The organism is Streptomyces sp. NPDC016562, from assembly GCF_043076955.1.
Classification (GTDB): Bacteria; Actinomycetota; Actinomycetes; order Streptomycetales; family Streptomycetaceae; genus Streptomyces.
Genome location: NZ_JBIBRZ010000005.1, coordinates 219,106 through 242,871, shown reverse-complemented (window position 1 = coordinate 242,871; position 23,766 = coordinate 219,106). Strand labels below are relative to the sequence as shown.

General features: G+C 72.3%; 25 protein-coding genes. 6 read left to right on the top strand and 19 right to left on the bottom strand.

The features are described from left to right. Positions 1-126: 126 nt before the first annotated feature. The 5 genes from cbiE to ACF059_RS22780 form a co-directional block, all read right to left on the bottom strand. Entirely contained in the window at positions 127-1,335 is a 1,209-nt protein-coding gene (gene cbiE, locus ACF059_RS22800; RefSeq protein ID WP_392060016.1) for a precorrin-6y C5,15-methyltransferase (decarboxylating) subunit CbiE, read from the bottom strand. 103 nt (positions 1,336-1,438) lie between these two features. Continuing rightward, positions 1,439-2,128, bottom strand: coding sequence for a GNAT family N-acetyltransferase (locus ACF059_RS22795; protein WP_392060013.1), 690 nt, complete (start codon positions 2,126-2,128; stop codon positions 1,439-1,441). Positions 2,129-2,316: 188 nt separating this feature from the next. Then, positions 2,317-3,180, bottom strand: coding sequence for a MetQ/NlpA family ABC transporter substrate-binding protein (locus ACF059_RS22790; protein ID WP_392060010.1), 864 nt, complete (start codon positions 3,178-3,180; stop codon positions 2,317-2,319). Between the two features lie 99 nt (positions 3,181-3,279). Further along, a complete protein-coding gene (locus ACF059_RS22785) occupies positions 3,280-3,948 on the bottom strand; it encodes a methionine ABC transporter permease (protein ID WP_360887407.1) in 669 nt (222 codons plus the stop codon). After that, entirely contained in the window at positions 3,945-4,991 is a 1,047-nt protein-coding gene (locus tag ACF059_RS22780; RefSeq protein WP_392060006.1) for a methionine ABC transporter ATP-binding protein, read from the bottom strand. The genes ACF059_RS22785 and ACF059_RS22780 overlap by 4 nt, the downstream gene beginning before the upstream one ends. 578 nt (positions 4,992-5,569) lie before the next feature. Here ACF059_RS22780 and ACF059_RS22775 point away from each other — a divergent pair. Both ACF059_RS22775 and ACF059_RS22770 read left to right on the top strand, forming a co-directional pair. Continuing rightward, positions 5,570-5,938, top strand: coding sequence for a hypothetical protein (locus ACF059_RS22775; protein WP_360887412.1), 369 nt, complete (start codon positions 5,570-5,572; stop codon positions 5,936-5,938). Next, positions 5,931-6,362, top strand: a complete 432-nt coding sequence (locus ACF059_RS22770) for a hypothetical protein (RefSeq protein ID WP_366866814.1) — start codon at positions 5,931-5,933, stop codon at positions 6,360-6,362. Before ACF059_RS22775 ends, ACF059_RS22770 begins: the two co-directional genes overlap by 8 nt. Here ACF059_RS22770 and ACF059_RS22765 read toward each other — a convergent pair. The 3 genes from ACF059_RS22765 to ACF059_RS22755 form a co-directional block, all read right to left on the bottom strand. Further along, positions 6,352-6,858, bottom strand: coding sequence for a GNAT family N-acetyltransferase (locus ACF059_RS22765; RefSeq protein WP_361952298.1), 507 nt, complete (start codon positions 6,856-6,858; stop codon positions 6,352-6,354). The two genes, ACF059_RS22770 and ACF059_RS22765, sit on opposite strands and share 11 nt — an antisense overlap. Before the next feature lie 37 nt (positions 6,859-6,895). Beyond that, positions 6,896-7,459, bottom strand: a complete 564-nt coding sequence (locus tag ACF059_RS22760) for an RNA polymerase sigma factor (protein WP_392060349.1) — start codon at positions 7,457-7,459, stop codon at positions 6,896-6,898. Between the two features lie 73 nt (positions 7,460-7,532). After that, positions 7,533-8,738 (bottom strand): glycerophosphodiester phosphodiesterase, encoded by a 1,206-nt coding sequence (locus ACF059_RS22755; RefSeq protein ID WP_392060001.1) that lies wholly within the window; start codon positions 8,736-8,738, stop codon positions 7,533-7,535. Between the two features lie 321 nt (positions 8,739-9,059). Here ACF059_RS22755 and ACF059_RS22750 point away from each other — a divergent pair, with 321 nt between their 5' ends. Continuing rightward, on the top strand, positions 9,060-9,689 hold the full coding sequence (locus tag ACF059_RS22750; RefSeq protein WP_392059998.1) for a lysophospholipid acyltransferase family protein: 630 nt from the start codon (positions 9,060-9,062) through the stop codon (positions 9,687-9,689). A gap of 7 nt (positions 9,690-9,696) precedes the next feature. Here the strand turns inward: ACF059_RS22750 and ACF059_RS22745 are convergent, their stop codons facing one another. From ACF059_RS22745 to ACF059_RS22735, 3 genes are all read right to left on the bottom strand, one after another. Continuing rightward, positions 9,697-11,184, bottom strand: a complete 1,488-nt coding sequence (locus tag ACF059_RS22745; protein ID WP_392059995.1) for a membrane-associated oxidoreductase — start codon at positions 11,182-11,184, stop codon at positions 9,697-9,699. A 69-nt stretch (positions 11,185-11,253) separates the two neighbouring features. Further along, positions 11,254-12,798, bottom strand: coding sequence for an MFS transporter (locus tag ACF059_RS22740; protein ID WP_392059992.1), 1,545 nt, complete (start codon positions 12,796-12,798; stop codon positions 11,254-11,256). Beyond that, positions 12,795-13,346: a TetR/AcrR family transcriptional regulator gene (locus tag ACF059_RS22735; RefSeq protein ID WP_392059989.1), complete on the bottom strand. Its 552-nt coding sequence runs from the start codon at positions 13,344-13,346 to the stop codon at positions 12,795-12,797. Before ACF059_RS22735 ends, ACF059_RS22740 begins: the two co-directional genes overlap by 4 nt. Positions 13,347-13,437: 91 nt before the next feature. On the opposite strand from ACF059_RS22735, the gene ACF059_RS22730 reads away from it, so the two are divergent. Continuing rightward, positions 13,438-13,947: an HAD domain-containing protein gene (locus ACF059_RS22730; protein ID WP_392059986.1), complete on the top strand. Its 510-nt coding sequence runs from the start codon at positions 13,438-13,440 to the stop codon at positions 13,945-13,947. An 82-nt stretch (positions 13,948-14,029) separates the two neighbouring features. On the opposite strand, the gene bla is transcribed toward ACF059_RS22730, so the two are convergent. Together bla and argH are read right to left on the bottom strand one after the other, a co-directional pair. After that, positions 14,030-14,959, bottom strand: coding sequence for a class A beta-lactamase (gene bla / locus ACF059_RS22725; RefSeq protein ID WP_392060346.1), 930 nt, complete (start codon positions 14,957-14,959; stop codon positions 14,030-14,032). Positions 14,960-15,124: 165 nt separating this feature from the next. Continuing rightward, positions 15,125-16,552, bottom strand: a complete 1,428-nt coding sequence (gene argH / locus ACF059_RS22720; RefSeq protein WP_366866821.1) for an argininosuccinate lyase — start codon at positions 16,550-16,552, stop codon at positions 15,125-15,127. Between the two features lie 188 nt (positions 16,553-16,740). Between argH and ACF059_RS22715 the strand changes: the two genes are divergently transcribed. Next, positions 16,741-17,202 (top strand): DUF4279 domain-containing protein, encoded by a 462-nt coding sequence (locus tag ACF059_RS22715; RefSeq protein ID WP_392059984.1) that lies wholly within the window; start codon positions 16,741-16,743, stop codon positions 17,200-17,202. A 240-nt stretch (positions 17,203-17,442) separates the two neighbouring features. Continuing rightward, a complete protein-coding gene (locus ACF059_RS22710; RefSeq protein WP_392060343.1) occupies positions 17,443-18,108 on the top strand; it encodes a L,D-transpeptidase in 666 nt (221 codons plus the stop codon). Between the two features lie 6 nt (positions 18,109-18,114). On the opposite strand, the gene ACF059_RS22705 is transcribed toward ACF059_RS22710, so the two are convergent. From ACF059_RS22705 to ACF059_RS22680, 6 genes are all read right to left on the bottom strand, one after another. Continuing rightward, positions 18,115-18,651: an arginine repressor gene (locus ACF059_RS22705; RefSeq protein WP_360887447.1), complete on the bottom strand. Its 537-nt coding sequence runs from the start codon at positions 18,649-18,651 to the stop codon at positions 18,115-18,117. 7 nt (positions 18,652-18,658) lie between these two features. Then, positions 18,659-19,864: an acetylornithine transaminase gene (locus ACF059_RS22700; RefSeq protein ID WP_392059982.1), complete on the bottom strand. Its 1,206-nt coding sequence runs from the start codon at positions 19,862-19,864 to the stop codon at positions 18,659-18,661. After that, positions 19,861-20,814, bottom strand: a complete 954-nt coding sequence (gene argB, locus ACF059_RS22695) for an acetylglutamate kinase (protein ID WP_392059979.1) — start codon at positions 20,812-20,814, stop codon at positions 19,861-19,863. Before argB ends, ACF059_RS22700 begins: the two co-directional genes overlap by 4 nt. Continuing rightward, positions 20,811-21,968, bottom strand: coding sequence for a bifunctional glutamate N-acetyltransferase/amino-acid acetyltransferase ArgJ (gene argJ, locus ACF059_RS22690; protein WP_392059977.1), 1,158 nt, complete (start codon positions 21,966-21,968; stop codon positions 20,811-20,813). Before argJ ends, argB begins: the two co-directional genes overlap by 4 nt. After that, positions 21,965-22,993, bottom strand: a complete 1,029-nt coding sequence (gene argC, locus ACF059_RS22685; protein ID WP_392059974.1) for an N-acetyl-gamma-glutamyl-phosphate reductase — start codon at positions 22,991-22,993, stop codon at positions 21,965-21,967. The genes argJ and argC overlap by 4 nt, the downstream gene beginning before the upstream one ends. Positions 22,994-23,170: 177 nt before the next feature. Then, entirely contained in the window at positions 23,171-23,746 is a 576-nt protein-coding gene (locus ACF059_RS22680; protein WP_361951504.1) for a histidine phosphatase family protein, read from the bottom strand. Positions 23,747-23,766 lie beyond the last annotated feature (20 nt).

Below are 23,766 nucleotides of genomic sequence, written 5' to 3'. Positions count from 1 at the left end.
CCATCGTGGCGGCCATAACCGCCAGGGTCCTCTGTGGACTGCGCCACGTCGCGCGTCCCGACGGTGTCGCGATGCCCGAATCGTCCGAGGCAGTACGACGATCGGCCAGCCTACCCCGGCCTCGGATCAGCGGGCCACGGGGCGCTGTGCTGCCAGGAGGAACACGACGGAACGGTCCTGTTCGGCCCAGGTGCGGGGGTCCAGGCCGACGGACTGGAGCAGGGCGCACTCGACGGCGTACCCGTGTTCGGTGAGCGTCCTGCCGATGGCCTCGGCCTCGTCGCGCGTGGAGGCGTGGCTGACGATGCGTTCGGGGCGGCGGTCGGCGACGGCCGCGACGACCGCGGCTCCCCCGCCGCCGACGCGGACGACGTCGGGCTCGGGCAGGTCCTCCAGGACGTGCGGTGCGCGTCCGGCGACGACCTGGAGCTGGACTCCGCGCTTGCGGGCGGCGACCGTGACGCGGGCGCAGGCCTCCGGGTCGGCGTCGACGGCGATGACGGCGGCGCCGAGGGCGGCGGCGTCCACGGCCACGGCGCCGGAGCCGGCGCCGATGTCCCAGACGAGGTCACCGGTGCGCGGGCCGAGGCGGGCGAGCTGGGCGGCGCGCAGCTGCGCCGACTCCCCCTCGCCTTCCCCGGTGTCGTCCTGCGGCCGGGCCCAGCCGCGCTCGGCGCCGTGGGCGGCGCCCTGGCCGAGCAGCCAGCCCGGCTCGGCGGCGGGGGCCTGGACCCCTCCCCCGATGACGATGACGACGTTCGGGTCGCGCCAGCTGTGGTCGGCGGCCTTGTCGGAGGTCAGCACGCTCACCTGCTCGCGGTCCGTGCCGAGTTCCTCGCAGATGACGAAGGTGCGGTGGACCGGGCCCAGGAGCAGCGCGAGTTCGGCGGGTCCGGCGCCGGGCGAGGTGAGGACGGCGACCTTGGCGTGGGCGCGGCAGACGTTGACGGCGCGGCGCAGGGTGCGGGGGTGGGCGACGACGACCTGGGCGTCGTCCCAGGGCATGCCGGCGCGGGCGAAGGCGGCGGCGACGGAGGAGACGGCCGGGACGACCTCGACCTCCAGGCCGTGCTCGGGGGCGCGCAGGGTGCGTACGACGCCGAAGAAGCCGGGGTCCCCGTCCGCGAAGACGACGGCGGTGCCGCGGTGGCCGGCGATGCGGCGGGCGGCGAGGCCCAGGCTGCCGAGGCGGATGCGTTCGGCGGCGGGCGGGACTTCGGGGAGGGCGAGGTGGTGGGCGGCGCCGGCCACCAGTGTGGCGGCGGACAGCGCGGAGCGGGCGGCCGCGGTCAGGGGCGAGCCGTCCCAGCCGATCACCGTGACCCGGTCGGCCATCGTCGTCAGTCTCCTGGTGTGGGCGGGGGCCTCCCGGCGCCGGCCGGGGGGAGGACGCAGCTGCGTCGGGGGGTCGGGCTGGTGAGACTACCTGCTCATCGGTTCAGGACCAGTCGGCTCCGACGGCGTAGCCGCTCGCTTCGGCCGGCTGTCCGAAGCGGGCGCTGCCCGCGTAGTCGTCGTAGCCGTCGTAACCCTCGTATCCGTCGCCGTCGTCGAGGTCCTCGGGGACGAGGCTCCACACGATGAGGTCGGTGCGGGTGTCGGTCCAGCCGCCGTCGGCGGTCTGCGTGCGCACTATCCAGGCGTTGCGCAGGACGCCCTCGCTGATGCAGCCGATCTTCTGGGCCACTTGCTGGGAGGCGGTGTTGTCGGCGGGGGTGCGCAGTTCGAGGCGCTCGAAGCCCTGGTCGCGGAAGAGCCACTGGGCGACGGCGAGCACGGATTCGCTGGCATAGCCCTCGCCGCGGGCCCAGGGGGCGGTGACGTAGCCGACCTCGGTGGCGCGGGTGCGCCAGTTGGTGTTCTGGAGGTGGACGATGCCGACGAGGCGCTGGGTGAGGAACTCGGTGACGGCGAAGACGATTCCGCGGCCCTCGGTGCGTTCGGCGTGGGAGTGCCGGGTGGCGAAGGCGTGGGCGTCGTCCTGGGTGTAGGGGTGCGGTACGGAGGTCCAGGCGGTGACGTTCTCGTCGTTCATCATCTCGGTGAGCGCGGTGACGTCCTCTTCCTCGAAGGAGCGCAGCACCAGCCGGTCCGTGCTGATGGTGACGTCCGGGAAGGTGGTAGTCATGCGCAGCTCCATGCCGTTGCTGGACCGTTTGCGTGGGTCGTAGGCCACAGCATGCAGCATGGGCCGCGGGAAGCGCATGGCCGGGTTGCCCGGATGCGGGCAGAGTCGGGGCCCGCCTCGTCCTGCCCGAGACGGGCCCCGGGCCCCGCACGCCCCCGGGGCGGTGCGGGGCCTTCATCAGCCGCCGGTCAGGAGGTCGGGGCGCCGAAGGCCGGGACGACCGAGCCCTGGTACTTGTCCTCGATGAACTTCTTGACCTCGTCGGAGTTCAGGAGCTTGGCGAGCTTCTGGATGCGCGGGTCGTTCTGGCGGCCGTCCTTGACCGCGAGGAAGTTGGCGTAGGGGTTGCCCTCGGCCTTCTCCAGGAGCAGCGCGTCCTTGGCGGGGGCCAGGCCGGCCTCGATGGCGTAGTTGCCGTTGATGACGGCGGCGTCCACGTCGTTCAGGGCGCGCGGGACCGTGGCGGCCTCCAGCTCCTTGAACTCCAGGCCCTTCTTGTCGGTGATGTCGGACAGCTTGGCGCTGGTGCCGACGCCCTCCTTGAGGGTGATGAGGTTGTTCGCGGCGAGCAGCTGGAGCGCGCGGCCCTCGTTGGTGGTGTCGTTGGGGACGGCGATGGTCTGGCCGGCCTTGATGTCGCCGATGGCCTTGGCCTTCTTGGAGTAGAGGCCGAGGGGCTCCAGGTGGACGTTCACGACGGGCACGATGTGCGTGCCGTTCTTCTTGTTGAAGTCGTCGAGGTACGGCTTGTGCTGGAAGTAGTTGCCGTCGACCTGGCCCTGCTCGGTGGCGGTGTTCGGCAGGACGTAGTCCGTGAACTCCTTGACCTGGAGCTTGAGGCCCTCCTTGGCCGCGAGCTGGTCCTTGACGAAGTTCAGGATGTCGGCGTGCGGGCTCGGGGAGGCGGCGATGACGAGCGGCTTGCTCTCGTCGGCCTTGCCGCCGTCGGCCTTGGAGGAGGACGGGTCGGAGGAGCTGCCGCAGGCGGTGAGGCCGAGCGCGAGCGCGGTGGCGGTGGCGGCGAGGGCGGTGAGCTTGATGTTCTTACGCACGAAGAGTGCCTTTCTTGCATTTTTCGGGTGGTGGCCCAAGCACGACAAGTGCGGGCTCTGGGGGGGAAAGTTCTGTCTGGCCGTCAGGCCGTCAGGCCGTCAGGCCGTCCGGCCGCGGCGGGCCAGGAGGCGGACCACGCCGTCGCCGATCAGCTGGATCGCCGTGACGAGGACGATCAGGACCACGACGGTGGCGACCATGAATCCGGTCTCGAAGCGCTGGAAGCCGTAGGTGATGGCCTTGGACCCGAGGCCTTCGCCGCCGACGGCGCCCGCCATGGCGGAGTAGCCGACGAGGGTGATGACGGTGGTGGTGACACCGGCGACCAGGGAGGGCAGGGCCTGCGGCAGGAGCACCTTGCCGACCAGGGTGGGGATGCCGCCGCCCATGGACTCGACGGCTTCGATCAGGCCGTGGTCCACCTCGCGGACGGCGGTCTCCACGAGCCGGGCGAAGAAGGGGACCGCGCCGATGGCGAGCGGGACGATCATGGCGGTGGGGCCGATGAAGGTGCCGACGACCGCGGTGGTGACCGGGATCAGGAAGATCAGCAGGATGATGAACGGCAGCGAGCGGCCTATGTTCACGATCACGCCGAGGACCTTGTTGAGCGGCTGGTTCTGCAGCAGGCCGCCCTTGTCGGTCAGGACCAGCAGGATGCCGAGGGGCAGTCCGCCCAGCACGGTCACCAGGGTGGACCACAGCACCATGTACAGCGTGTCGTAGGTGCCCTGGGTGAGCAGGGGCTGCATCTCGGACCAGGTCACTTCGCACCATCCTTGACCAGTTCGGCCAGTTCGTTGTCGATCTCGTCGACGACGTCGACCTGGAGGCCCTGCTCGCGCAGGAAGCCGACCGGCACGACGTTGTCCTCGTAGCGGCCGGGCAGCTCGATGCGCATGCGGCCGATCTGCCGGCCGGCGACGGTGTCCATCGCGGCGCCGAGGATCGAGATGTCGATGTTGTAGGTGCGCGCGAGCTGCGAGATGACCGGCCGGACGGCGTCGTCGCCGTGGAAGGTGACGTCGACGACCGTGCGGTCGGGGCCGGTGGCGGCGCCGGTGACCGGGAAGAGCTCACCGGCGAGCTCGGAGCCCGGGGTGGCGAGCAGCTCGGCGACGGTGCCGGACTCGACGATGCGGCCCTTCTTCATCAGCGCGGCCGAGTCGCAGACGGTCTTGACCACGTCCATCTCGTGCGTGATGAGCAGCACGGTGAGGCCGAGCTGCTGGTTCAGGTCGCGCAGCAGCTTGAGGATGGAGCGGGTGGTCTCGGGGTCCAGGGCGCTGGTGGCCTCGTCGGAGAGCAGCACCTTGGGGTCGCCGGCCAGGGCGCGGGCGATGCCGACGCGCTGCTTCTGGCCGCCGGAGAGCTGGGTGGGGTAGGCCCTGGCCTTGTCGGCGAGGCCGACGAGGTCGAGGAGTTCGAGCGCCTTGCGCGAGCGCTCGCGGCCGCTGACCCCGAGGATCTCCAGGGGCAGCTCGACGTTGCCCTGCACGGTGCGCGAGGACAGCAGGTTGAAGTGCTGGAAGACCATGCCGATGCGGCTGCGCGCCTCGCGCAGCTCCTTGCCGGCGCGGCGGCCGCGGCCGGCGAGTGCGGTGAGGTCGACTCCGTCGACGCTCACGGTGCCGGTGGTGGGGCGCTCCAGCAGGTTCACGCAGCGGATCAGGGAGGACTTGCCGGCGCCGCTCTGGCCGATGACTCCGTAGACCTCGCCCTCGCGGACGTGGAGATCGACGCCGTCCAGGGCGGTGACCTCACGGCCACGGGACTGGTAGACCTTCGTGAGGCCCGATGTGGTGATCACAGGATTTCCGTCGCTGTCGAGTGCACGGCGCAGCGGGGTGCCGGGCACGGGGCAAACATCTGGGACGCGATACGGGACGAACCGTCAGAAAACGATGGCTTCGACGCGTGCGCGGGGCAGGAACGAGCCGTGCGGTGGATCAGCGGGTGACGCGCCGGCGCGGCTGGTCTCGCTTCGGGGCGCGAGGCTCAGGAAGGGGCCCTCAGAAGGCGCACATTCGACACATACAACGAGCACCGGGCGTCATCGTCGCCTCGGTCGCAAGGGTGCGGCTGCTCGTCGTGGTCATGGGCCCCAGTAAACCAGACACATCCCGTCACCGATCCCCGATGTCCGGATAGCGGACACATTCCGGCCGCATAGCGGACGGCGCCGTTGCGTGCGGACCTCCCGCCCGCGCACCGGCCCCCCGGGTCTGACCTGCGCCGACACGGCCCGACGGGCCCGTACGGCGCCGCTGCGGCCGGAGCGCGCCGACGCCTCCCTGTGGGCAAGACCACGGCGCTCCGCCGGTCCCCGGGTCCGCGCGGGAGCGGGGTGCCCGCATCGGGTCTTTCGGGCCGTAATACCCTCGCTGCATGCTCGACGCCCTGACGGTGGCCATCGGTGTGGCCGCACTCGCCCTCGCCGCCTGGTGCGGTCACGCCACGTGGCGCGACCAGCCCACCAAGGACTGGCACTTCATCGGCATGGCCGTCGTGACCGTGCTGGCCCTGGCCCAGCTGGTGGTCGGCCTGGTCCAGCTGGCCCGGGGCGAGAAGGCCGACGAGGGCACGGTGATCTTCGTCGCCTACCTGGTGGGCGCCTTCGCCGCGGTGCCCGCGGCCGGGATGCTCTCGCTGACCGAACGGACCAAGTGGGGTTCGGTGACGGTGGCCGCGGGCGCGGTCGTCCTCGCCGTCCTCGAAGTACGGCTCTACGACATCTGGGGAACCACCGGTGCCTGACGCGCAGACGACCACCGACGCCCCCGCCGGGCGCAAGAGGCTGGTCTCCGGACCCGGCCTGCTGCTGGTGTGGCTGTACGGGGTGATGGTGGTGGGCGCGGTCTCGCGCTCGGCCTACCAGATCTCCACCGAGTTCGACCGGGCACCGCTGGCCTACTCGCTGTCGGCCGCGGCGGCGCTCGCCTACGCCTTCATCACGTACTCGCTGGTGCGCGGCGGGGAGCGGGCCCGCAAGGCGGCGCTGATCTGCTGCGCCGCCGAGCTGACCGGCGTACTGGTCGTGGGCGCCTGGACGCTGGTGAGCCCCGAGGCGTTCCCCGACGCGACGGTGTGGTCGCAGTTCGGGCGGGGCTACCTGTTCATCCCGGTGATCCTGCCGATCACCGGGATGCTCTGGCTGCGCGCCAGGTCGCCTAGGCGCTGACGGCGAACTGCGAGGGGTCTTCGGCGTCCTTCTCCAGGATCACGAGCTGCATGCCGTCGGAGGCCGTGCGGCCGCCGACCTTGACGTAGCCGCACTTGCGGTACAGACGCAGGTTCGACTCGCTCTTGTGCCCGGTGTGCAGGCGGAAGCGGGTGGCGGTGCCGGGGCTCGCGAGGGCCTCCTCGACCGCGCGCAGCAGGCGCGCGCCGAGCCCGTGACCCTGAAGGCGCGGGTGGACGCAGAGCTTGCCGATCCTGCCGGTGCCGTCCTCGTCCACGCTGCCGCGCACGGCGCCGACGACCTCGTCGCCGAGCCGGGCCACGAGCACGGTGTCCGCCGCCAGCTCCGCCTTGAGGGAGTCCAGGGACTGGGTGAGCGGCTGGATGAGGTAGTTGCCGTACAGCTCGGCCTCGCGCTGGAAGGCCAGGTACTGCAGTTTGAAGATCTGCTCTGCGTCCTCGGCAGCTGCCGCCGAAATGGTCACGCTCATGCCCATGTGCGCATGCCTCCCGCTCACCTGGTAGCCCGATGGTCTACCGCTCCATTCCCCGCAGGCCAGGAGCCGCAACCTCTGCAGCCAGCATTCTGCGCAGACATCCCAGGCATCGGGAACGTACGGGCCCCAAACTTCCTTGTGAGATACCCAACTCTCCTGCGATTTCACGGTAAGTGAGGTCTCTGGGCGAAAGAAGTGCCTTCATCAGCTCGGGGCATCGTCCGGGCAACCGGGCGACCGCCGATCGGAGGGCGCGGTTCTCCTCCCCGTGCAGGAGCGCGTCTTCCGGTTCGGCTCCCCCGGCCGGGACGGCCGGCGGGCCGCCGCGCGCGGAGTGACGGCGGTCGCCGTACGGGATCTCCCGGCGGGCGCTGCGCCGCGCGAGGCGGGCCTCCGCCCGCACCGCCCGGCGCAGCCAGCGCGCCGGCTCCGCCGGATCCGCGGGGTCGGGGGCGCGCCGGCCGCTCTCCAGCAGCCTGACCCAGACGGCCTGTTCCAGGTCGGCCGGGTCCACTCCGGTGCCCGGGGCCTCCGCGGCCGCCTCGGCGGAGAGCAGCGGGGCCAGTTCGTTCAGGAGCTCGGGGTCCTTCAGCAGGTCCATGCCGGGCGGGACGAGCGGGCCGGGCCGCGCGGTTTCCCCGCCGGGCACGGCCCACTCGTACGGGAAGGAGCGCTCAGCGGTTGACGGGGCGTCGGCCCGGGCGGAAGGCCTCGGCCGCGAGCAGGGCGGTGTCCGGGTTGTCGGTGAAGATGCCGTCGATGCCCTGGTCGAAGTAGGCCTTGAAGGCGGCGAAGGCGTCGCCGTAGGCGGCCGGGTCCGTGCCCTTGCGGAAATCGGCCGGAAGGAAGCTGTTCTCGTTGCGCGCGGTGTAGGGGTGCAGGAGCAGTCCCTGGGCGTGGGCGTCGCGCACCAGGGTGGTGGGGGCGCCGAGCTTGCCGGCCGCGTCGCGCGGGAGGATCAGGTCCATCGTGGGGCCGATGCCCTGGGCGAAGCCGGCGATCCACTTCAGGCCCTCGGGCGTGACCAGGTCGGCGACCGTACGCGGGTCCTTGGCCTGTTCGAAGTCCCAGGGGCGGGTGCCGGCCGCGGAGAGCAGGACCACGCGGGGCGCGCTGACCAGCCGGGAGAGCCGCTGGATGCTGGAGGGCTCGAAGGACTGGAGGAAGACGGCCGCGTCGCGGTGGTCGCGTCCGTAACGGCGCAGCAGCTTGGCGAGGGGCTCCTCCAGGCCGAGGCCCAGGGCCCGGAAGTAGCTGGGGTGCTTGGTCTCCACGTGCAGCCAGATCTGCCGGTCGCGGCGGCGGCCCTCCCGGTTGGCCCAGCGCAGGACCTCCTCGAAGGTGGGCACGGCCCACTGGCCGTCGTAGAGGGTGTTGCGCTGACGGACGGCGGGGATGCGTTCCTTCGCGCGCAGGGTCTTCAGCTCGGCGAGGGTGAAGTCCTCGGTGAACCATCCCGTCACCGCGACCCCGTCGACGGACTTGGTGGTGCGCCGGGAGGCGAACTCGGGGTGGTCGGCGACGTCGGTGGTGCCGCCGATCTCGTTCTCGTGGCGGCACACCAGGTGGCCGTCCCGGGTCGGGACGAGGTCCTGCTCGATGACGTCGGCGCCCAGGTCGAGGGCGAGCTGGTAGGAGCTGAGGGTGTGCTCGGGCCGGTAGCCGCTGGCTCCGCGGTGGCCGATGACCGTCGGGTGGGGAAGGTCGCGGAAGCCTCCGTCGTGTCCCCGATCACCGTCGCCGGCCCCGGCCGCGACCCCGGCCCCGCTCGCGGCCGACGCGGCCGATGCGGATCCCGCCGCGAGTCCCGTGATTCCGGTCCCCGCCGCCAGGACGGCCGCCCCCAGGACCGTGCGCCGCGCTGCCCCACCCTGCGTCATGAATGCCACTCCTCGTGTGAAAGGGGCCTGCGGCCCGGGAGCTGTGGTGTCCCTGGTCCGCGGCCCGCGATCGGCGTGCAGATGGTAGGCAGGGGGCGGTGGCCGAGGGGGGTGCGACGGCGGCACATCGGGGGAACGTGGCGCGAACACGCGTCAACATTGCGTATCCGACACGTGAACCCGATGTGCGCTCGGACGTGACCCGCGAGTATCGTCCTCACCTGCACGACCGCCGTGTGGTGGTCGCGCGACCCGCTTTTCGATGCCGGAGGGCCCACGTTGTTCCGTACGAAGCTCATCAAAGCCACTGTCGGACCGGTCATGCGCATGATGTTCCGTACCCGTGTGGAGGGCATCGAGAACATCCCCGGCACCGGACCGGTGATTCTGGCGGGCAACCACCTCACCTTCATCGACTCCATGATCCTTCCGCTGGTGTGCGACCGCACGGTCCACTTCATCGGCAAGGACGAGTACGTGACGGGCAAGGGCGTCAAGGGCCGCGCGATGGCCTGGTTCTTCACCGGCTCCGGCATGATCCCCGTCGACCGTGACGGGGCCAACGGCGGCGTCGCGGCCCTGATGACCGGGCGCCGGATCCTCGAAGAGGGCAAGATCTTCGGCATCTACCCGGAGGGCACCCGCTCCCCCGACGGCCGGCTCTACCGCGGCCGCACCGGCATCGCCCGCCTGACCCTGATGACCGGCGCCCCCGTGGTGCCCTTCGCGGTGATCGGCACCGACAAGCTCCAGCCCGGCGGCGCCGGCATGCCGCGCCCGGGCCGGGTCACCGTCCGCTTCGGCGAGCCGATGGAGTTCTCCCGCTACGAGGGCATGGACCGCGACCGGTACGTGCTGCGCGCCGTCACCGACTCGGTGATGGCCGAGGTCATGCGCCTGTCGGGCCAGGAGTACGTGGACATGTACGCCACCAAGGCCAAGGCGGCCTGACCCCGTTTCACTGCCGCTGGAGTGACCGGCTGACGCCCGCCGCCGTCGTGGTGGCGAGGACCCAGCCGGTCACGATCAGCAGGTACGACAGCCACTGGTACCAGCCGCTCGGCGCGAAGGCCTGCTCCTGGCCGAAACCGATGATCGGCAGCATCAGGTCCAGCGTGTAGAAGACCGGGTTGAAGTCCGGCGCCTCCCCCTCCTTGATGGGCCGCGGCGGTTGCAGGCCGTAGGCGATCCAGCCCGTCATCAGGAGCGCGAGCAGCCAGCCCGCCGCGCGCAGCGGCCGGAAGCCGTATCCGACGGTGGCGTCCTGGAGCAGCCCCCAGACCCGGGCGTGCCGGGGCTGGGTGCGCCGGTGGCGGCGCAGCTTGGCGAGCTGGACGGTGCGGGCGGCGGCCTCGTCGCCCGCCGTGCGGTAGGCCGCGGCGAGCTGCTCGTAGGCGTACGGGAGGTAGCCCGCCTCCTCGCGCTCCAGGGCGGGCAGCCGCTGGTCGGCGGGCAGGTGCGGGACGAGCGTGCGGTAGGTGAGCCCGTCGATGCGGATCTTCTCCGGCCAGGTCTCGGGCGGCATGTGCAGCATGTCGAACTGGGAGCGCCGCAGGTTCACGCTGCCCTGGACGGTGTCGCAGGATCGCAGCCACACCTCGCCGATGACGCAGCTGGACGCGCGCAGGGCGACCCCTCCCGGGTTCACGAAGCGTGCGTAGGCGAGGTTGAGCTGGCCCGGGATCCGGGAGCCGGTGAGGTTGACCCGGCCGTGCAGCTGCGCGCGCATGGCCCGTACGTCGGTGCCCACGGTGAGGGTCTCGGCGTGCAGGGCGGTGGCCCCGGGGGCCAGCAGCCTGGCGCCGTCCAGGTTGACCTTGCCGGCGACGGTGGTGCCGTTGAGCCGGGTCTGGCCGTGGACGGTGATCTCCATGGCGATGACGTCGGTGCCGATGACGGCGTGACTGACCAGGAGCGGGGGCTCGGGGGTCTCCTCCGGCGGCTCGTCGCCGGTGGGCGGCGTTCCGATGACCGCGCGGCGCAGGAAGAGGCCGCCGGATATCCGGGCCCCGGCGAGCCGGACCGGCCCGGTGATGCGGCAGCACGACAGCTTGAGCGCGACGTCGACGCTGACGGAGTTGGCGGTCAGCCCGGGGAGCGTCGAGTCGTTGAGCGCGAAGTACCGCAACTGGGCGCTGTAGAGCAGGGGTTTGCGCTCGAACCAGCAGGCGCGCAGCCGGATCGGGTGCTCGACGGCGGCGTAGCGGAGGTTCAGCTTGCCGGTGATCCGGGCGCCCCTGATATTGAGCCCGGCGACCCGTCCCCCGGTGTTGGGCCCGCTCAGCAGGAGGGCGGTGAGCACCTCGGCGCGCACGGTCCGCTCGGCGCCCCAGGTCTCGCCCCCGGCTCCGGTCTCGTCGGGGTGTGCGCGGAAGTCGACGCCCTCACCGTTCGGGAAGGCCTCCCATACGCGCAGCTCGGCCGGGGTCAGGTCGTTGATCTCCATCGCCGGGATGGTGTCCCGCGGGCCGACGGACTGTCAACTCGGCTCGGAACACCACCCTCTGGCGGGACGTCAGTGCGCGACGCCGTCCTGGAGCTCCTGCCCCTTCAGCAGGAACCAGGCGGCCGCGGCGGTGGCCAGGAGCACGGCCGCGCCGACGCCCGAGGCGAGCCGCAGGCCGTCCACGAAGGCCTCCTGGGCGGCCCCCACCATCGCCTGGGCGGTGTGCGGGTCCAGCACCTTGGCCGCCTCCACGGCTCCGCCGAGGGACTCGTGCGCGGCGTCGGCCACCGGCCCGGCCGCGGCGGGCGGGGCGGTGAAGCCCTGGTAGACGCCGGTGACCACGGAGCCGAGCAGGGCGATGCCGAGGGCGGCGCCGAGCTCGTACGCCGTTTCGGAGACGGCCGACGCCGAGCCGGCCTGCTCCTTGGGGACGCTGGAGAGGATCACGTCGGCGGTGACGGTGAAGGAGAAGCCGGCGCCGAGGCCGACGACCAGCAGGGCGGCGCCGAGCAGCGGGTAGCCGCTCTCGCGGTGCAGCACGGTCAGTGCGGCCAGGGCCAGCCCGATGGCGGCGAGGCCGCCCGCCACCATCACGCGGACCGAGTACCTGCGGGCGAAGCGGCCCGCGACGAGACCGGTGGCCACCGCGCCGACGGCGGCGGGCAGTTCGGCCAGGCCGGCCTCCAGGGGGTCGCGGCCCTGCACGAGCTGGAGGAACTGGGAGAGGAAGAAGACCAGGCCCGAGAGGCCGAAGACGGTGAGCAGGTCGGCGAGGACGGCGCCGCTGAAGCCGCGGTGCTTGAAGAGGCGCATGTCGAGCAGGGGCGATTCCAGGGTGAACTGGCGGCGCACGAAGGCGTACAGGGCGCCCGCGCCCAGGCCCGCGGTGACCCAGACCTCCCAGGTCGGGCCGTGGGTGGCGACCTCCTTGACGGCGTAGACCACCGCGATGACGCCGACGAGGGAGAGGCCGACGCTGACCAGGTCCCAGGGGCCGGTGACCGGGTTCCTGGACTCGGGCAGCAGCTTGATGCCGACGATGACCAGGACGATCATCACGGGGAGGTTGATGAGGAAGACCGAGCCCCAGTAGAAGTGCTGGAGCAGGGCTCCGCCGACGACCGGGCCGACGGCCGCGCCGGCGGAGGCGGTGGCGCCCCAGATGCCGATGGCGAGGCTGCGCTCCCTCGGGTCGTGGAAGATGTTGCGGATCAGCGCGAGGGTGGACGGCATCAGGGTCGCGCCGGCCACGCCGAGCAGGGCCCGGGCGACGATCATCATCTCGGGGCTGGTCGCGTAGGCGTTGAGGACCGAGACGGCACCGAACGCCGTGGCGCCGACGAGGAGCAGCTTCTTGCGGCCGATGCGGTCGCCGAGCGAGCCCATGGAGACGAGCAGGCCGGCGATGACGAAGGAGTAGATGTCGCCGATCCACAGGAGCTGGGTGCCGGAGGGCTTGAGGTCCTCGCTGAGGGACGGGGTGGCGAGACCGAGTACGGTGGCGTCGACCGCGATCAGCAGCACGGCCAGGACGAGCACGGAGAGCGCGAGCCAGCGCCCCGGGCTCTTCCCCTCCGCCCCCTTCGGCCGGTTCAGCTGTTCGGTACGGCTCATTTCTCCACGCTCCGTCGTGCGCCACCGAGCAGCAGCTCGATGATCATGTACTGGAAGTCCTTGGCGGCGACCCGGCCGTCCATGACGGCCCAGGCGCAGGTGCCGATGAGGCCGTAGAGGGCCTCGGTGAGCCAGGCGGGGCTCAGGTCGATCCGGATGTCGCCCTCTTCCTGGCCGCGCCGGAACAGGGCGCTGACGCGGGCGTCGAGCCGGGCCCAGCCCTCGTGGACCTCGTCGCCCTCGAACAGCTGGTTCTCGGTGACGAGGAAGGCCAGCAGCTCGGCGTTGGGCTCCGCTTCGGCGACGAGCCGCCTGAGCGCGTCCACCGCCGTGCCCTCGTCGAGGCGGGCGTTGTCGAACGCCACCTCGAACTCGCGGATGCCGAGCTCCTCAAGGGCCCGTACGAGGGCGTCGCGCCCGGCGAAGTGCCGGTGGAGGGTCGCGCGGCCGATCCCGGCGGCCCGGGCGACCTCGTCCATCGTGGCGGTCGATTTGCGGGAGAGCAGGGCGGCCGCGTCACGGAGCACCTGGTCACGATCCATAGCCATGAGACAAGCATACCCCGAATGAGACATCCGCGTCTCATTCGGAGACGGAAAAGGAGCTGCCCGCGGGCAGCCGGAAGGGAATCCTGGCGAGATGAAGCCACTGCTGCTGATCGACGTCGACGGACCGCTGAACCCCTACGCGGCCAAGCCCCAGAGTCGCCCCGAGGGCTACACCACGCACCGGATGCGGCCGACCGGCTGGACGGGCGCGGAGAGCGCGAAGCCGCTGCGGGTCTGGCTCAATCCCGGCCACGGCGCGGAGCTGCTCGCGCTGGCGCGGGCGTACGAGCTCGTCTGGGCCACCACGTGGAAGGACGAGGCGAACGACTGGATAGGTCCGCAGCTGGGCCTGCCGCGGCTCCCGTACATCGACTGGCCGGTGATGCACGGACGCGCGCCGCGCGGCACCTTCTGGAAGACCCAGTACATCCTCGACTACGCGGGCGGGCGGCCCTTCGCGTGGATCGACGACGACATCACGGCCATGGACCACGAGTACGTCGGCCAGCGCCACCCCGCACGGGCGCTGCTCCTGCGGATCGACGAGCGGATCGGGCTGACGGGGCCCGACTTCGACGCGCTGCGCGACTGGGCGGCGTAGGCGGGGCCCCGCGGGGCCGGGCCGTCGCGGGGCCCCGCAGGATCCTCGGCAGGGACCGGCGGGGCCCGGTGGGGCGCCGGGGTCAGGTGAGGGTCGCGGCCAGCAGTCGGGCGGTCTTGGCCACCAGGGCGCTGTCCCGGGGGCCGGCCGGGGAGCCCGGCTTGGTGGTCAGGACCGCCATCACGATCGGCGGGCCGGCCGGCGGCCACACCACGCCGACGTCGTTGGCCACGCTGTACTCCTGTCCCCCGCCGGTCTTGTCCGCCAGGATCCAGTCCGCGGGGAGGCCGGCCTTGAACCGTTCGACGTTGGTCGTGTTGGCGACCAGCCAGCCGGTCAGCATCCGGCGGTCGCGGGGCGGGAGCGCGTCGCCGAGGAGCAGGCGCGCGTACGTCTTCCCGATGGCCCGGGGGCTGGTGGTGTCGGTCACCCGCCCGGGCTCCGCCGAGTTCAGTTCGGGCTCGTCGCGGTCGAGCCGGGTGACCCGGTCCCCCAGCGAGCGGCTGAAGCGGGTGATCGCGGTGGGGCCGCCCAGTTCCTCCAGCAGCAGGTTGGCCGCGGCGTTGTCGCTGAGGCTCACGGCCGCGGCGCACAGGGCCTCGACCGTCATGCCGCCGGCCACGTTCTCGGGCTTGCCGGTCTCCGGGCCGTACCCCGACTTCGTGACGTACTCCTGCGTGTACCGGATCCGCCGGGCGAGGAACCCGCCGTCCGCGTCGAGGTCCCGCAGGACGGCCGCCGCGGCGAGGCCCTTGAAGACCGAGCACATCGGGAACCGCTCGTCGGCGCGGTACACGACCGTGCGGCCCGTGGCCGTGTTGCGGGCGAACACGCCCAGGCGCGCGGAGTGTTCGCGCTCCCACTCCTCCAGCTGCCGGTGCACCGCGGCCGGCGGCTGCGCGGCGTACGCCCGTCCCCCGCCCACCGTGGCCAGGCCCGTGAACAGCGCGGTCCCCGCGCCGAGAGCCAGTAAGGCGCGCCGGGAGGGACCGGCTCCTGTGGTGTCCACCATCGCGTCCACGTCTGCTCGTCTCCTCGTCTTCCATGATCGGAACACCCCTCCAACGCCTGCGCCGGGTCGGACGGTTCCCCGCGGAGCCGGGACGACGGCGCGGCGCACGGCGAAGGGGGCGGCCGGGGCGCGTTCGCCCCGGCCGCCCCCTCGGGACGGTTCGCGCTACTGCTTGTGGGCCGCCCAGGCGTGCTGGATGACCAGGTCGGCCTTCAGCTCCGTGAGCTGGATCGCGACCGCCGAGGGGGCGGTGCCGCCGCGGCCGTCGCGGGAGGCCAGGGCGCCCTTGACGTTGAGGACGGTGCGGACCTCGGGGGTCAGGTGCTCCGAGATCTTCGCGAACTGCTCGTCCGTGAGCTCGTCCAGCTCGATGCCGAGCACCTCGCACACCTTGACGCACTCGCCGGCCACCTCGTGCGCCACCCGGAACGGGACGCCCTGCTTGACCAGCCACTCCGCGATGTCGGTGGCGAGCGAGAAGCCCGCCGGGGCCAGCTCCTCCATCCGCTCCCGGTTGACCGTGAGGGTGGCCATCATGCCGGTGAAGGCCGGCAGCAGGACCTCAAGGGTGTCGCAGGAGTCGAAGACCGGCTCCTTGTCCTCCTGGAGGTCCCGGTTGTACGCCAGCGGCAGCGCTTTGAGCGTGGCGAGCAGACCGGTCAGGTTGCCGATGAGGCGGCCCGACTTGCCGCGCGCCAGCTCCGCGATGTCCGGGTTCTTCTTCTGCGGCATGATCGACGACCCGGTGGAGAAGGCGTCGTGCAGGGTCACGAAGGAGAACTCCTTCGTGTTCCAGATGATGATCTCCTCCGCGATCCGGGACAGGTTGATCCCGATCATGGCGGTGATGAAGGCGAACTCGGCGACGAAGTCGCGCGAGGCCGTGCCGTCGATCGAGTTGCCGACCGAGCCGCGCTCGAAGCCCAGGTCGGCGGCGACCGCCTCCGGGTCCAGGCCGAGGGAGGAGCCGGCCAGGGCGCCCGAGCCGTAGGGGGAGACCGCGGTGCGGGTGTCCCACTGGCGCAGCCGCTCCGCGTCCCGGGACAGGGCCTGCACGTGGGCCAGTACGTGGTGGGCGAAGAGCACCGGCTGCGCGTGCTGGAGGTGGGTGCGGCCGGGCATCGCCACGTCCGCGTGGCTCTCGGCGAGGCCGACCAGCGCGTCCTGGAGGTCCGCGAGCAGCCCGCCGATGATCCGGCCGTGGTCGCGCAGGTACATCCGGAACAGGGTGGCCACCTGGTCGTTGCGGGACCGGCCGGCCCGCAGTTTGCCGCCGAGCTCGGCGCCGAGCCGCTCCAGCAGGCCCCGCTCCAGGGCGGTGTGCACGTCCTCGTCGGCGATGGTGCCGGTGAAGGACCCGTCGGCGACGTCGGCTTCGAGCCGGTCCAGGCCGTCGGTCATGCGGTCGAGCTCGTCGGCCGTCAGCAGACCCGCCTTGGCGAGCACACGGGCGTGGGCCCGGGAGCCGGCGATGTCGTACGGCGCGAGGCGCCAGTCGAAGTGGACCGACGCGGACAGCTTCGCGAGGGCCTCGGCGGGGCCGTCGGCGAAGCGCCCGCCCCAGAGCCGGACGTCACCGTTGTTGCTGCTCACAGCTGCTGCTCCTCAAGACTGCATGACTTTGACTGCCCGTGGGGCCGTGTAGGTGCAACCGCCTGCCCGCCGCGAAGGTAACGGGGAGGGGCCACGGCCGGAAGCGTAGGCATAACTATGCAGTACTCCGTATGTTTCGTCAACGAAAACATCACCGGCCCGCTCTGCGGCCCGGCTATCCTCCGCGAATGCCTCTTCGCCAGTACGCCTGCTTCGCACTGTTCAGCCAGCACATCTCCGCGGCCGAGATGACCGAGCAGCTGGGCATGGCTCCTGACGAAGTGACCGTCCGGGGCAGCCGGTTCACCACACCGGGACCGATTCCGGTCGACCACTCCTGGACGGTCGTCTGCCGTGAACCGGGCCTGTGTGTCGACGAGCAGATCACGCGCGTCCTCGACAGGCTCCAGCCCCACACGGACCGCATCGCCGGCCTCGCGCATCGCCTGGCCGACGACGGCGGCGGAGCGGTGCTTCAGGTCGTGCGCTACTTCAGCGACACCGACCAGGGCCGGCCGGACCCCGCGGACGCCCCCGAGCTCTTCGGCTGGCACCTGGGCCGCAGGGTCCTGGACTTCCTGGCCGCCACCGGCGCCGAGCTCGACGTCGACGAGTACGACCTGACCGGCGACGACGAGGACGCCGGCTGAGCACCCGACACGGCCGCGTCGCGGGCGGCCGTGGGCCTGCTGACCGTCCTCGACCCTGCGCTGCGCGCGCTGGCGGCGGACACGCTCTGGGACTCGCGCGACCCGCACCGGCTGGCCCGGCACTTCGTCCGGCTGGGTCTGGCGGGGTGAACCCGTGCGCGCGCTGAGGCGGCCTGCGCGGTCGGCGGGCACGCGGGCCGTACCGTCTGACGCGTGCTGCGTACCGCTCTCGTCGCCGGGGTGACGATCGTCGTCACCGCCCTCCTGCCGCAGGGCGCCGCCCCCCTGCCCGCCCGGCTCGCCGACACCGGTGGGGGCAGTCAGCTGATCACCGCCGTCGCGCCCGCCCCCGGATCCACCACCGGCCGGCTGACCTGGTGGGACCGGCGGGCCGGGCGCTGGTTCGAGGCCGGGAGCGCGCCCGCCCGCTTCGGGGCGAACGGCCTCACCGAGGGCGCGACCCGCACCCAGGGCACCAACACGACGCCGGCGGGCCTGTACGCGCTTCCGTACGCCTTCGGGATCCGGCGGGCGCCGGCCGGGACCGAGTACGGCTACCGGCGGGTGACCCGCGACTCCTGGTGGTGCCAGGACAACGCGTCCGGGGCCTACAACCGCTGGGTGGAGCCGCTGCCCGCGGACTGCGCGCCCGGCGAGGCCGAGCACCTGGTGACGTACGAGAAGCAGTACGCGCACGCACTGCTCATCGCCTTCAACTACGACCGGCCCGTACGCGGCCGGGGCGCGGGCATCTTCCTGCACGTCAACGGCAAGGGGGCGACGGCCGGTTGCGTGTCCGTGCCCGAGCGGGCCATGCGGGCGGTCCTGCGCTGGGCGGACCCGCGCCGCCGCCCGCACATCGCGATCGGCACCGCGTCGGGGGACCTGGCCGTGACCCGCTACTGAGCGGGCTCAGCCCTCCTTCTGCGCCAGACGCAGGAGGTGGTCCGCGAGGGCCTGCCCGCCCGCCGGGTCGCGGCTGATCAGCATCAGGGTGTCGTCGCCCGCGATGGTGCCGAGGACCGCGTGGAGCTCGGCCTGGTCGATGGCGGAGGCCAGGAACTGGGCCGCGCCCGGCGGGGTGCGCAGGACCACGAGGTTCGCGGAGGCCTCCGCCGAGATCAGCAGTTCCCCGGAGAGGCGCCGCATGCGCTCCTCCTTCGCGGACTCGCCGAGCGGGGCCTGCGGGGTGCGGAAGCCGCCCTCGCTGGGCACCGCGTAGATCAGCTCGCCGCCGGTGTTGCGGATCTTCACCGCGCCCAGTTCGTCGAGGTCGCGCGAGAGCGTCGCCTGGGTGACGCTCAGCCCGTCGTCGGCGAGCAGCTTGGCCAGCTGGCTCTGGGAGCGGACCGGCTGCCGGTTGAGGATGTCCACGATCCGGCGGTGACGCGCGGTGCGGGTCTGCGGGACGGCTTGGCCGCCTTGCTCGTTGTCCTGCGCCTGGCTCATCGTCGTCTCATTCTCCGGATCGGTCCCCGTCGGCTGCGTCGAGGACGCCGGGCAGGGCCCGGAGGAACGCGTCCGCCTCGGCTTCGGTGAGCACGTACGGGGGCATGAGCCGTACGACGTCGGGGGCGGGCGCGTTGACCAGGAAGCCGGCGTCCTGAGCCGCCTTCTGCACCCGGGGTGCGAGGGGCTCGGTCAGCACGATACCCAGGAGCAGGCCGGCGCCCCTGACGTGGGAGACCAGCGGGTGGCCCAAGGCCTCGATTCCGGAGCGCAGCCGCTCCCCGCGCACCTTGACCCGGTCGAGCAGGCCGTCGGCGGCGATGGTGTCGATGACGGCGAGGCCGGCGGCGCAGGCGACCGGGTTCCCGCCGAAGGTGGTGCCGTGCTGGCCGGGCCGGAGCAGGTCGGCCGCGGCGCCGAAGGCGGCCACCGCGCCGATCGGCAGTCCGCCGCCGAGCCCCTTCGCGAGGGTGACCAGGTCGGGCTCGACGCCCTCGTGGGCCTGGTGCTCGAACCACTGGCCACACCGGCCGATGCCGGTCTGCACCTCGTCGAGGACGAGCAGGGTGCCGGTGGCCCGGGTGATCTCGCGGGCGGCCGTGAGGTACCCGGCGGGGGGCACGACGACGCCGTTCTCGCCCTGGATCGGCTCGATGACGACGAGGGCGGTCTCCTCGGTGACGGCGGCCCGCAGGGCTTCGGCGTCGCCGTAGGGGACGTGGGTGACGTCGCCGGGCAGCGGCCGGAAGGGGTCCTGCTTCTTGGGCTGGCCGGTGAGGGCGAGGGCGCCCATGGTCCGGCCGTGGAAGCCGCCGTCGGTGGCGACCATGTGGGTCCGCCCGGTCAGCCGGCCGATCTTGAAGGCGGCTTCGACGGCCTCGGCGCCCGAGTTGCAGAAGAAGACCTTGCCGGGGCGGCCGAACAGCTGGAGCAGCCGCTCGCCGAGGGCGACGACCGGCTCGGAGACGAAGAGGTTGGATACGTGGCCGAGCGTGGAGATCTGGCCGGTCACGGCCGCCACGATCGCCGGGTGGGCGTGGCCGAGGGCGTTGACCGCGATCCCGCCGACGAAGTCGGTGTACTGCTTGCCGTCCGCGTCCCACACCTGGGCGCCCTCGCCGCGCACGAGGGCGATCGCGGGGGTGCCGTAGTTGTCGGTCAGCGCGCCCTGCCAGCGCGCGGCGTACGCCTGGTTGCCGGTGGCCTGCGTCATGCTGCTCCCCCTGACGGTGCGGTGGTCTGCGGGTCGGGCACGACCATCGTGCCGATGCCGGAGTCCGTGAAGATCTCCAGCAGGATCGAGTGCTGGACGCGCCCGTCGAGCACGCGGGCGGTCTTCACGCCGTTGCGCACGGCGTGCAGGCACCCCTCCATCTTGGGCACCATGCCGCTGGACAGCTCCGGCAGCAGCTTCTCCAGCTGGCTGACGGTGAGCCGGCTGATGACCTCGTCGCTGTGCGGCCAGTCCGCGTACAGGCCCTCGACGTCGGTGAGGACCATCAGCGTCTCGGCGCCGAGCGAGGCGGCGAGCGCCGCGGCGGCCGTGTCGGCGTTGACGTTGTAGACGTGGTGGTCGTCGGCGCTGCCGGCGATGGAGGAGATGACCGGGATCCGGCCGTCCGCCAGGAGCGCCTCGATGGCGCCGGTGTCGATGGAGGTGATCTCGCCGACCCGGCCGATGTCGACGGACTCGCCGTCGATCTCCGGGAGGTGCTTGGTCGCGGTGATGGTGCGCGCGTCCTCACCGGTCATGCCGACGGCGAGCGGCCCGTGCTGGTTGAGCAGGCCGACCAGCTCGCGCTGGACGTGGCCCGCCAGGACCATCCGTACGACGTCCATGGCCTCGGGAGTCGTGACGCGCAGACCCGCCTTGAACTCGCTGACCAGGCCCTGCTTGTCGAGCTGGGCGTTGATCTGGGGGCCGCCGCCGTGGACCACGACCGGCTTGAGGCCGGCCTGGCGCAGGAAGACGACGTCCTGGGCGAAGGCCGCCTTCAGGTCCTCGTCGATCATGGCGTTGCCGCCGAACTTGATGACGACGACCTTGCCGTTGTGGCGGGTGAGCCACGGCAGGGCCTCGATGAGGATCTGCGCCTTGGGCAGGGCGGTGTGCTTGCGGGCGGTGCCGGAGGCGCCGGGCTGGCCGGCCTTTTCGTCGCTCATGAGGAGTAGGCGCTGTTCTCGTGGACGTACTCGGCGGTCAGGTCGTTGGCCCAGATCACGGCCGACGCGCTGCCGGTGGCCAGGTCGGCGGTGATGCGTACTTCGCGGTCCTTCATGCTGACCAGGTCGCGGTCCTCGCCCACCTGGCCGTTCTTGCAGACCCAGACGCCGTTGATGGCGACGCCCAGCCGGTCCGGGTCGAAGGCCGCCTTGGTGGTGCCGATCGCGGACAGGACGCGGCCCCAGTTGGGGTCCTCGCCGTGGATGGCGCACTTGAGCAGGTTGTTGCGGGCGATGGAGCGGCCGACCTCGACCGCGTCGTCCTCGTCGGCGGCGCCGACGACCTCGATGCGGATGTCCTTGCTGGCGCCCTCGGCGTCGCCGATCAGCTGGCGGGCGAGGTCGTCGCAGACCGTGCGTACGGCCTCCGCGAACGGCTCGTACGCCGGCACCTGGCCGCTGGCTCCGGAGGCGAGCAGCAGCACGGTGTCGTTGGTGGACATGCAGCCGTCGGAGTCGACCCGGTCGAAGGTGGTGCGGGTGGCGGCGCGCAGGGCCCGGTCGAGGGTGGCGCTGTCCACGTCGGCGTCGGTGGTGAGGACGACGAGCATGGTGGCCAGGCCCGGGGCGAGCATGCCCGCGCCCTTGGCCATGCCTCCGACGGTCCAGCCCTCCTGGGAGACGGCGGCCGTCTTGTGCACGGTGTCGGTGGTCTTGATGGCGATGGCGGCGGCCTCGCCGCCGTCCTCGGAGAGGGCCGCGGCGGCGGCCTCGACGCCCGGGAGCAGTTTGTCCATGGGGAGCAGGACGCCGATCAGGCCCGTGGAGGCGACCGCGATCTCCCCGGCGTTGAACTCCTCGCCCAGGACCTCGGCGGCCTTCTCGGCGGTGGCGTGGGTGTCCTGGAAGCCCTTGGGGCCCGTGCAGGCGTTGGCGCCGCCGGAGTTGAGGACGACCGCGCTGACGGTGGCGCCGCGCAGGACCTGCTCGGACCAGTGCACGGGCGCGGCCTTGACGCGGTTGGAGGTGAAGACGCCCGCGGCGGCCAGGCGCGGTCCGTGGTTGACCACGAGGGCCAGGTCCGGGTTGCCGTTGGCCTTGATCCCGGCGGCGATGCCGGCTGCCGTGAATCCCTGTGCTGCCGTGACGCTCACGGTGCGACTCCGATCGTGGAAAGACCCAGGCTCTCGGGGAGCCCCAGGGCGATGTTCATGCTCTGCACGGCGCCGCCGGCGGTGCCCTTGGTCAGGTTGTCGATGGCGCTGACGGCGATGATCCGCCGGGCGGACTCGTCGTAGGCGACCTGGACGTGGACGGCGTTGGAACCGTGGACGGACTTGGTGGACGGCATCTGGCCCTCGGGCAGCAGGTGCACGAAGGGCTCGTCGGCGTACGCCTTCTCGTAGGCGGCGCGCAGCGACGCCGCGGTGGTGCCGGGGACGGCCTTGGCCGAGCAGGTGGCGAGGATGCCGCGCGACATGGGGACGAGGGTGGGGGTGAAGGAGACGGACACCCGGCTCCCGGCCAGCGGGGAGAGGTTCTGCACCATCTCGGGGGTGTGCCGGTGCCCGCCGCCCACGCCGTACGGGGTCACCGAGCCCATGACCTCGGAGCCCAGCAGGTTCGTCTTGAGCGCCTTGCCGGCGCCGGAGGTCCCGGTGGCGGCGACGATCACGGCCTCCGGTTCGGCGAGCTGCTCCTGGTAGGCGGGGTACAGCGCGAGCGAGACGGCGGTGGGGAAGCAGCCGGGGACGGCGATGCGCTTGGTCCCCGCCAGTGCGGCGCGCCCGCCGGGCAGCTCGGGCAGCCCGTAGGGCCAGGTGCCGGCGTGCGGGGCGCCGTAGAAGGCGTCCCAGTCGGCGGAGTCCTTGAGCCGGTGGTCTGCGCCCATGTCGACGACGAGGACGTCCTCGCCGAGCTGGGCCGCGACGGCGGCGGACTGGCCGTGCGGGAGCGCGAGGAAGACGACGTCGTGACCGGCGAGGACCTCCGCCGTGGTCGCCTCCAGGGTCCGTCCCGCGAGCGGCACGAGGTGCGGCTGCAGGGAGCCGAGGAGCTGTCCGGCGTTGGAATGGCCGGTCAGCGCGCCGATCTCCACTTCGGGGTGTGCGAGCAGCAGGCGCAGGACTTCTCCGCCCGCGTACCCGCTCGCTCCGGCCACCGCTACACGTACCGCCATCGGACCCTCCTTATCGATGGCATGACTATACGTACCGCCGCACGTTTATGCAACGCTCTGGATCTCTGCCACCCGACTCCGGGGAGATGTCTAGCAGGAAAGGACCGGTCCCGCCGGTGTGGTGCGGTCCGGACAATCAATTCCGGGCGCCGGTCGGCGGCGGAGCGTCCTCCGGCCTTACGCCGGGGACTGCAAGGACAGGTGCCAGCGCCCGGACCAGCCCGTCAGGGTGATGGTGGACAACGGCCGGACGTCCACGTTCCAGTAGGTCAGCGGGGGCGCCTGGAGCGCGTAGACCAGGGCCGCCCGGACCACCGAGGGCTCCGCCACGGCGACGATCGCGCCGCCGTCGTCGGCGGGCCGGGTGTCGAGCCAGCCGCCGATCCGGGAGATGAAGGCGAGCAGGGACTCCCCGCCGTGCGGGGCGGCCCGCGGATCGCTGAGCCACAGGTCCACCGCCCCGGGCTCGTGCGCGGTCACCTCGGCCAGGGTCAGGCCGCGCCAGCGACCCATGTCGCACGCGCGCAGCGCGGGCTGCGCGAGGGGCGCGTACCCGAGGGCCTCGCCCGTGGCCCGGCTGCGCGGGGTCGGCGAGCAGTAGCGCAGCTCGGCGGCGCCCAGCGGTACGAGGTCCCGCGCGGCGGACTCCACCGCCCGCCAGCCGGCCCCGTCCAGCGGGCGGTCCTCGTCGAAGCGCTCGGCCAGCAGCGAGGAACTACGGGCTGCGGCGACCAGCGAGACCCGAACATGCATGCGGTGATGGTGAGCCGCGC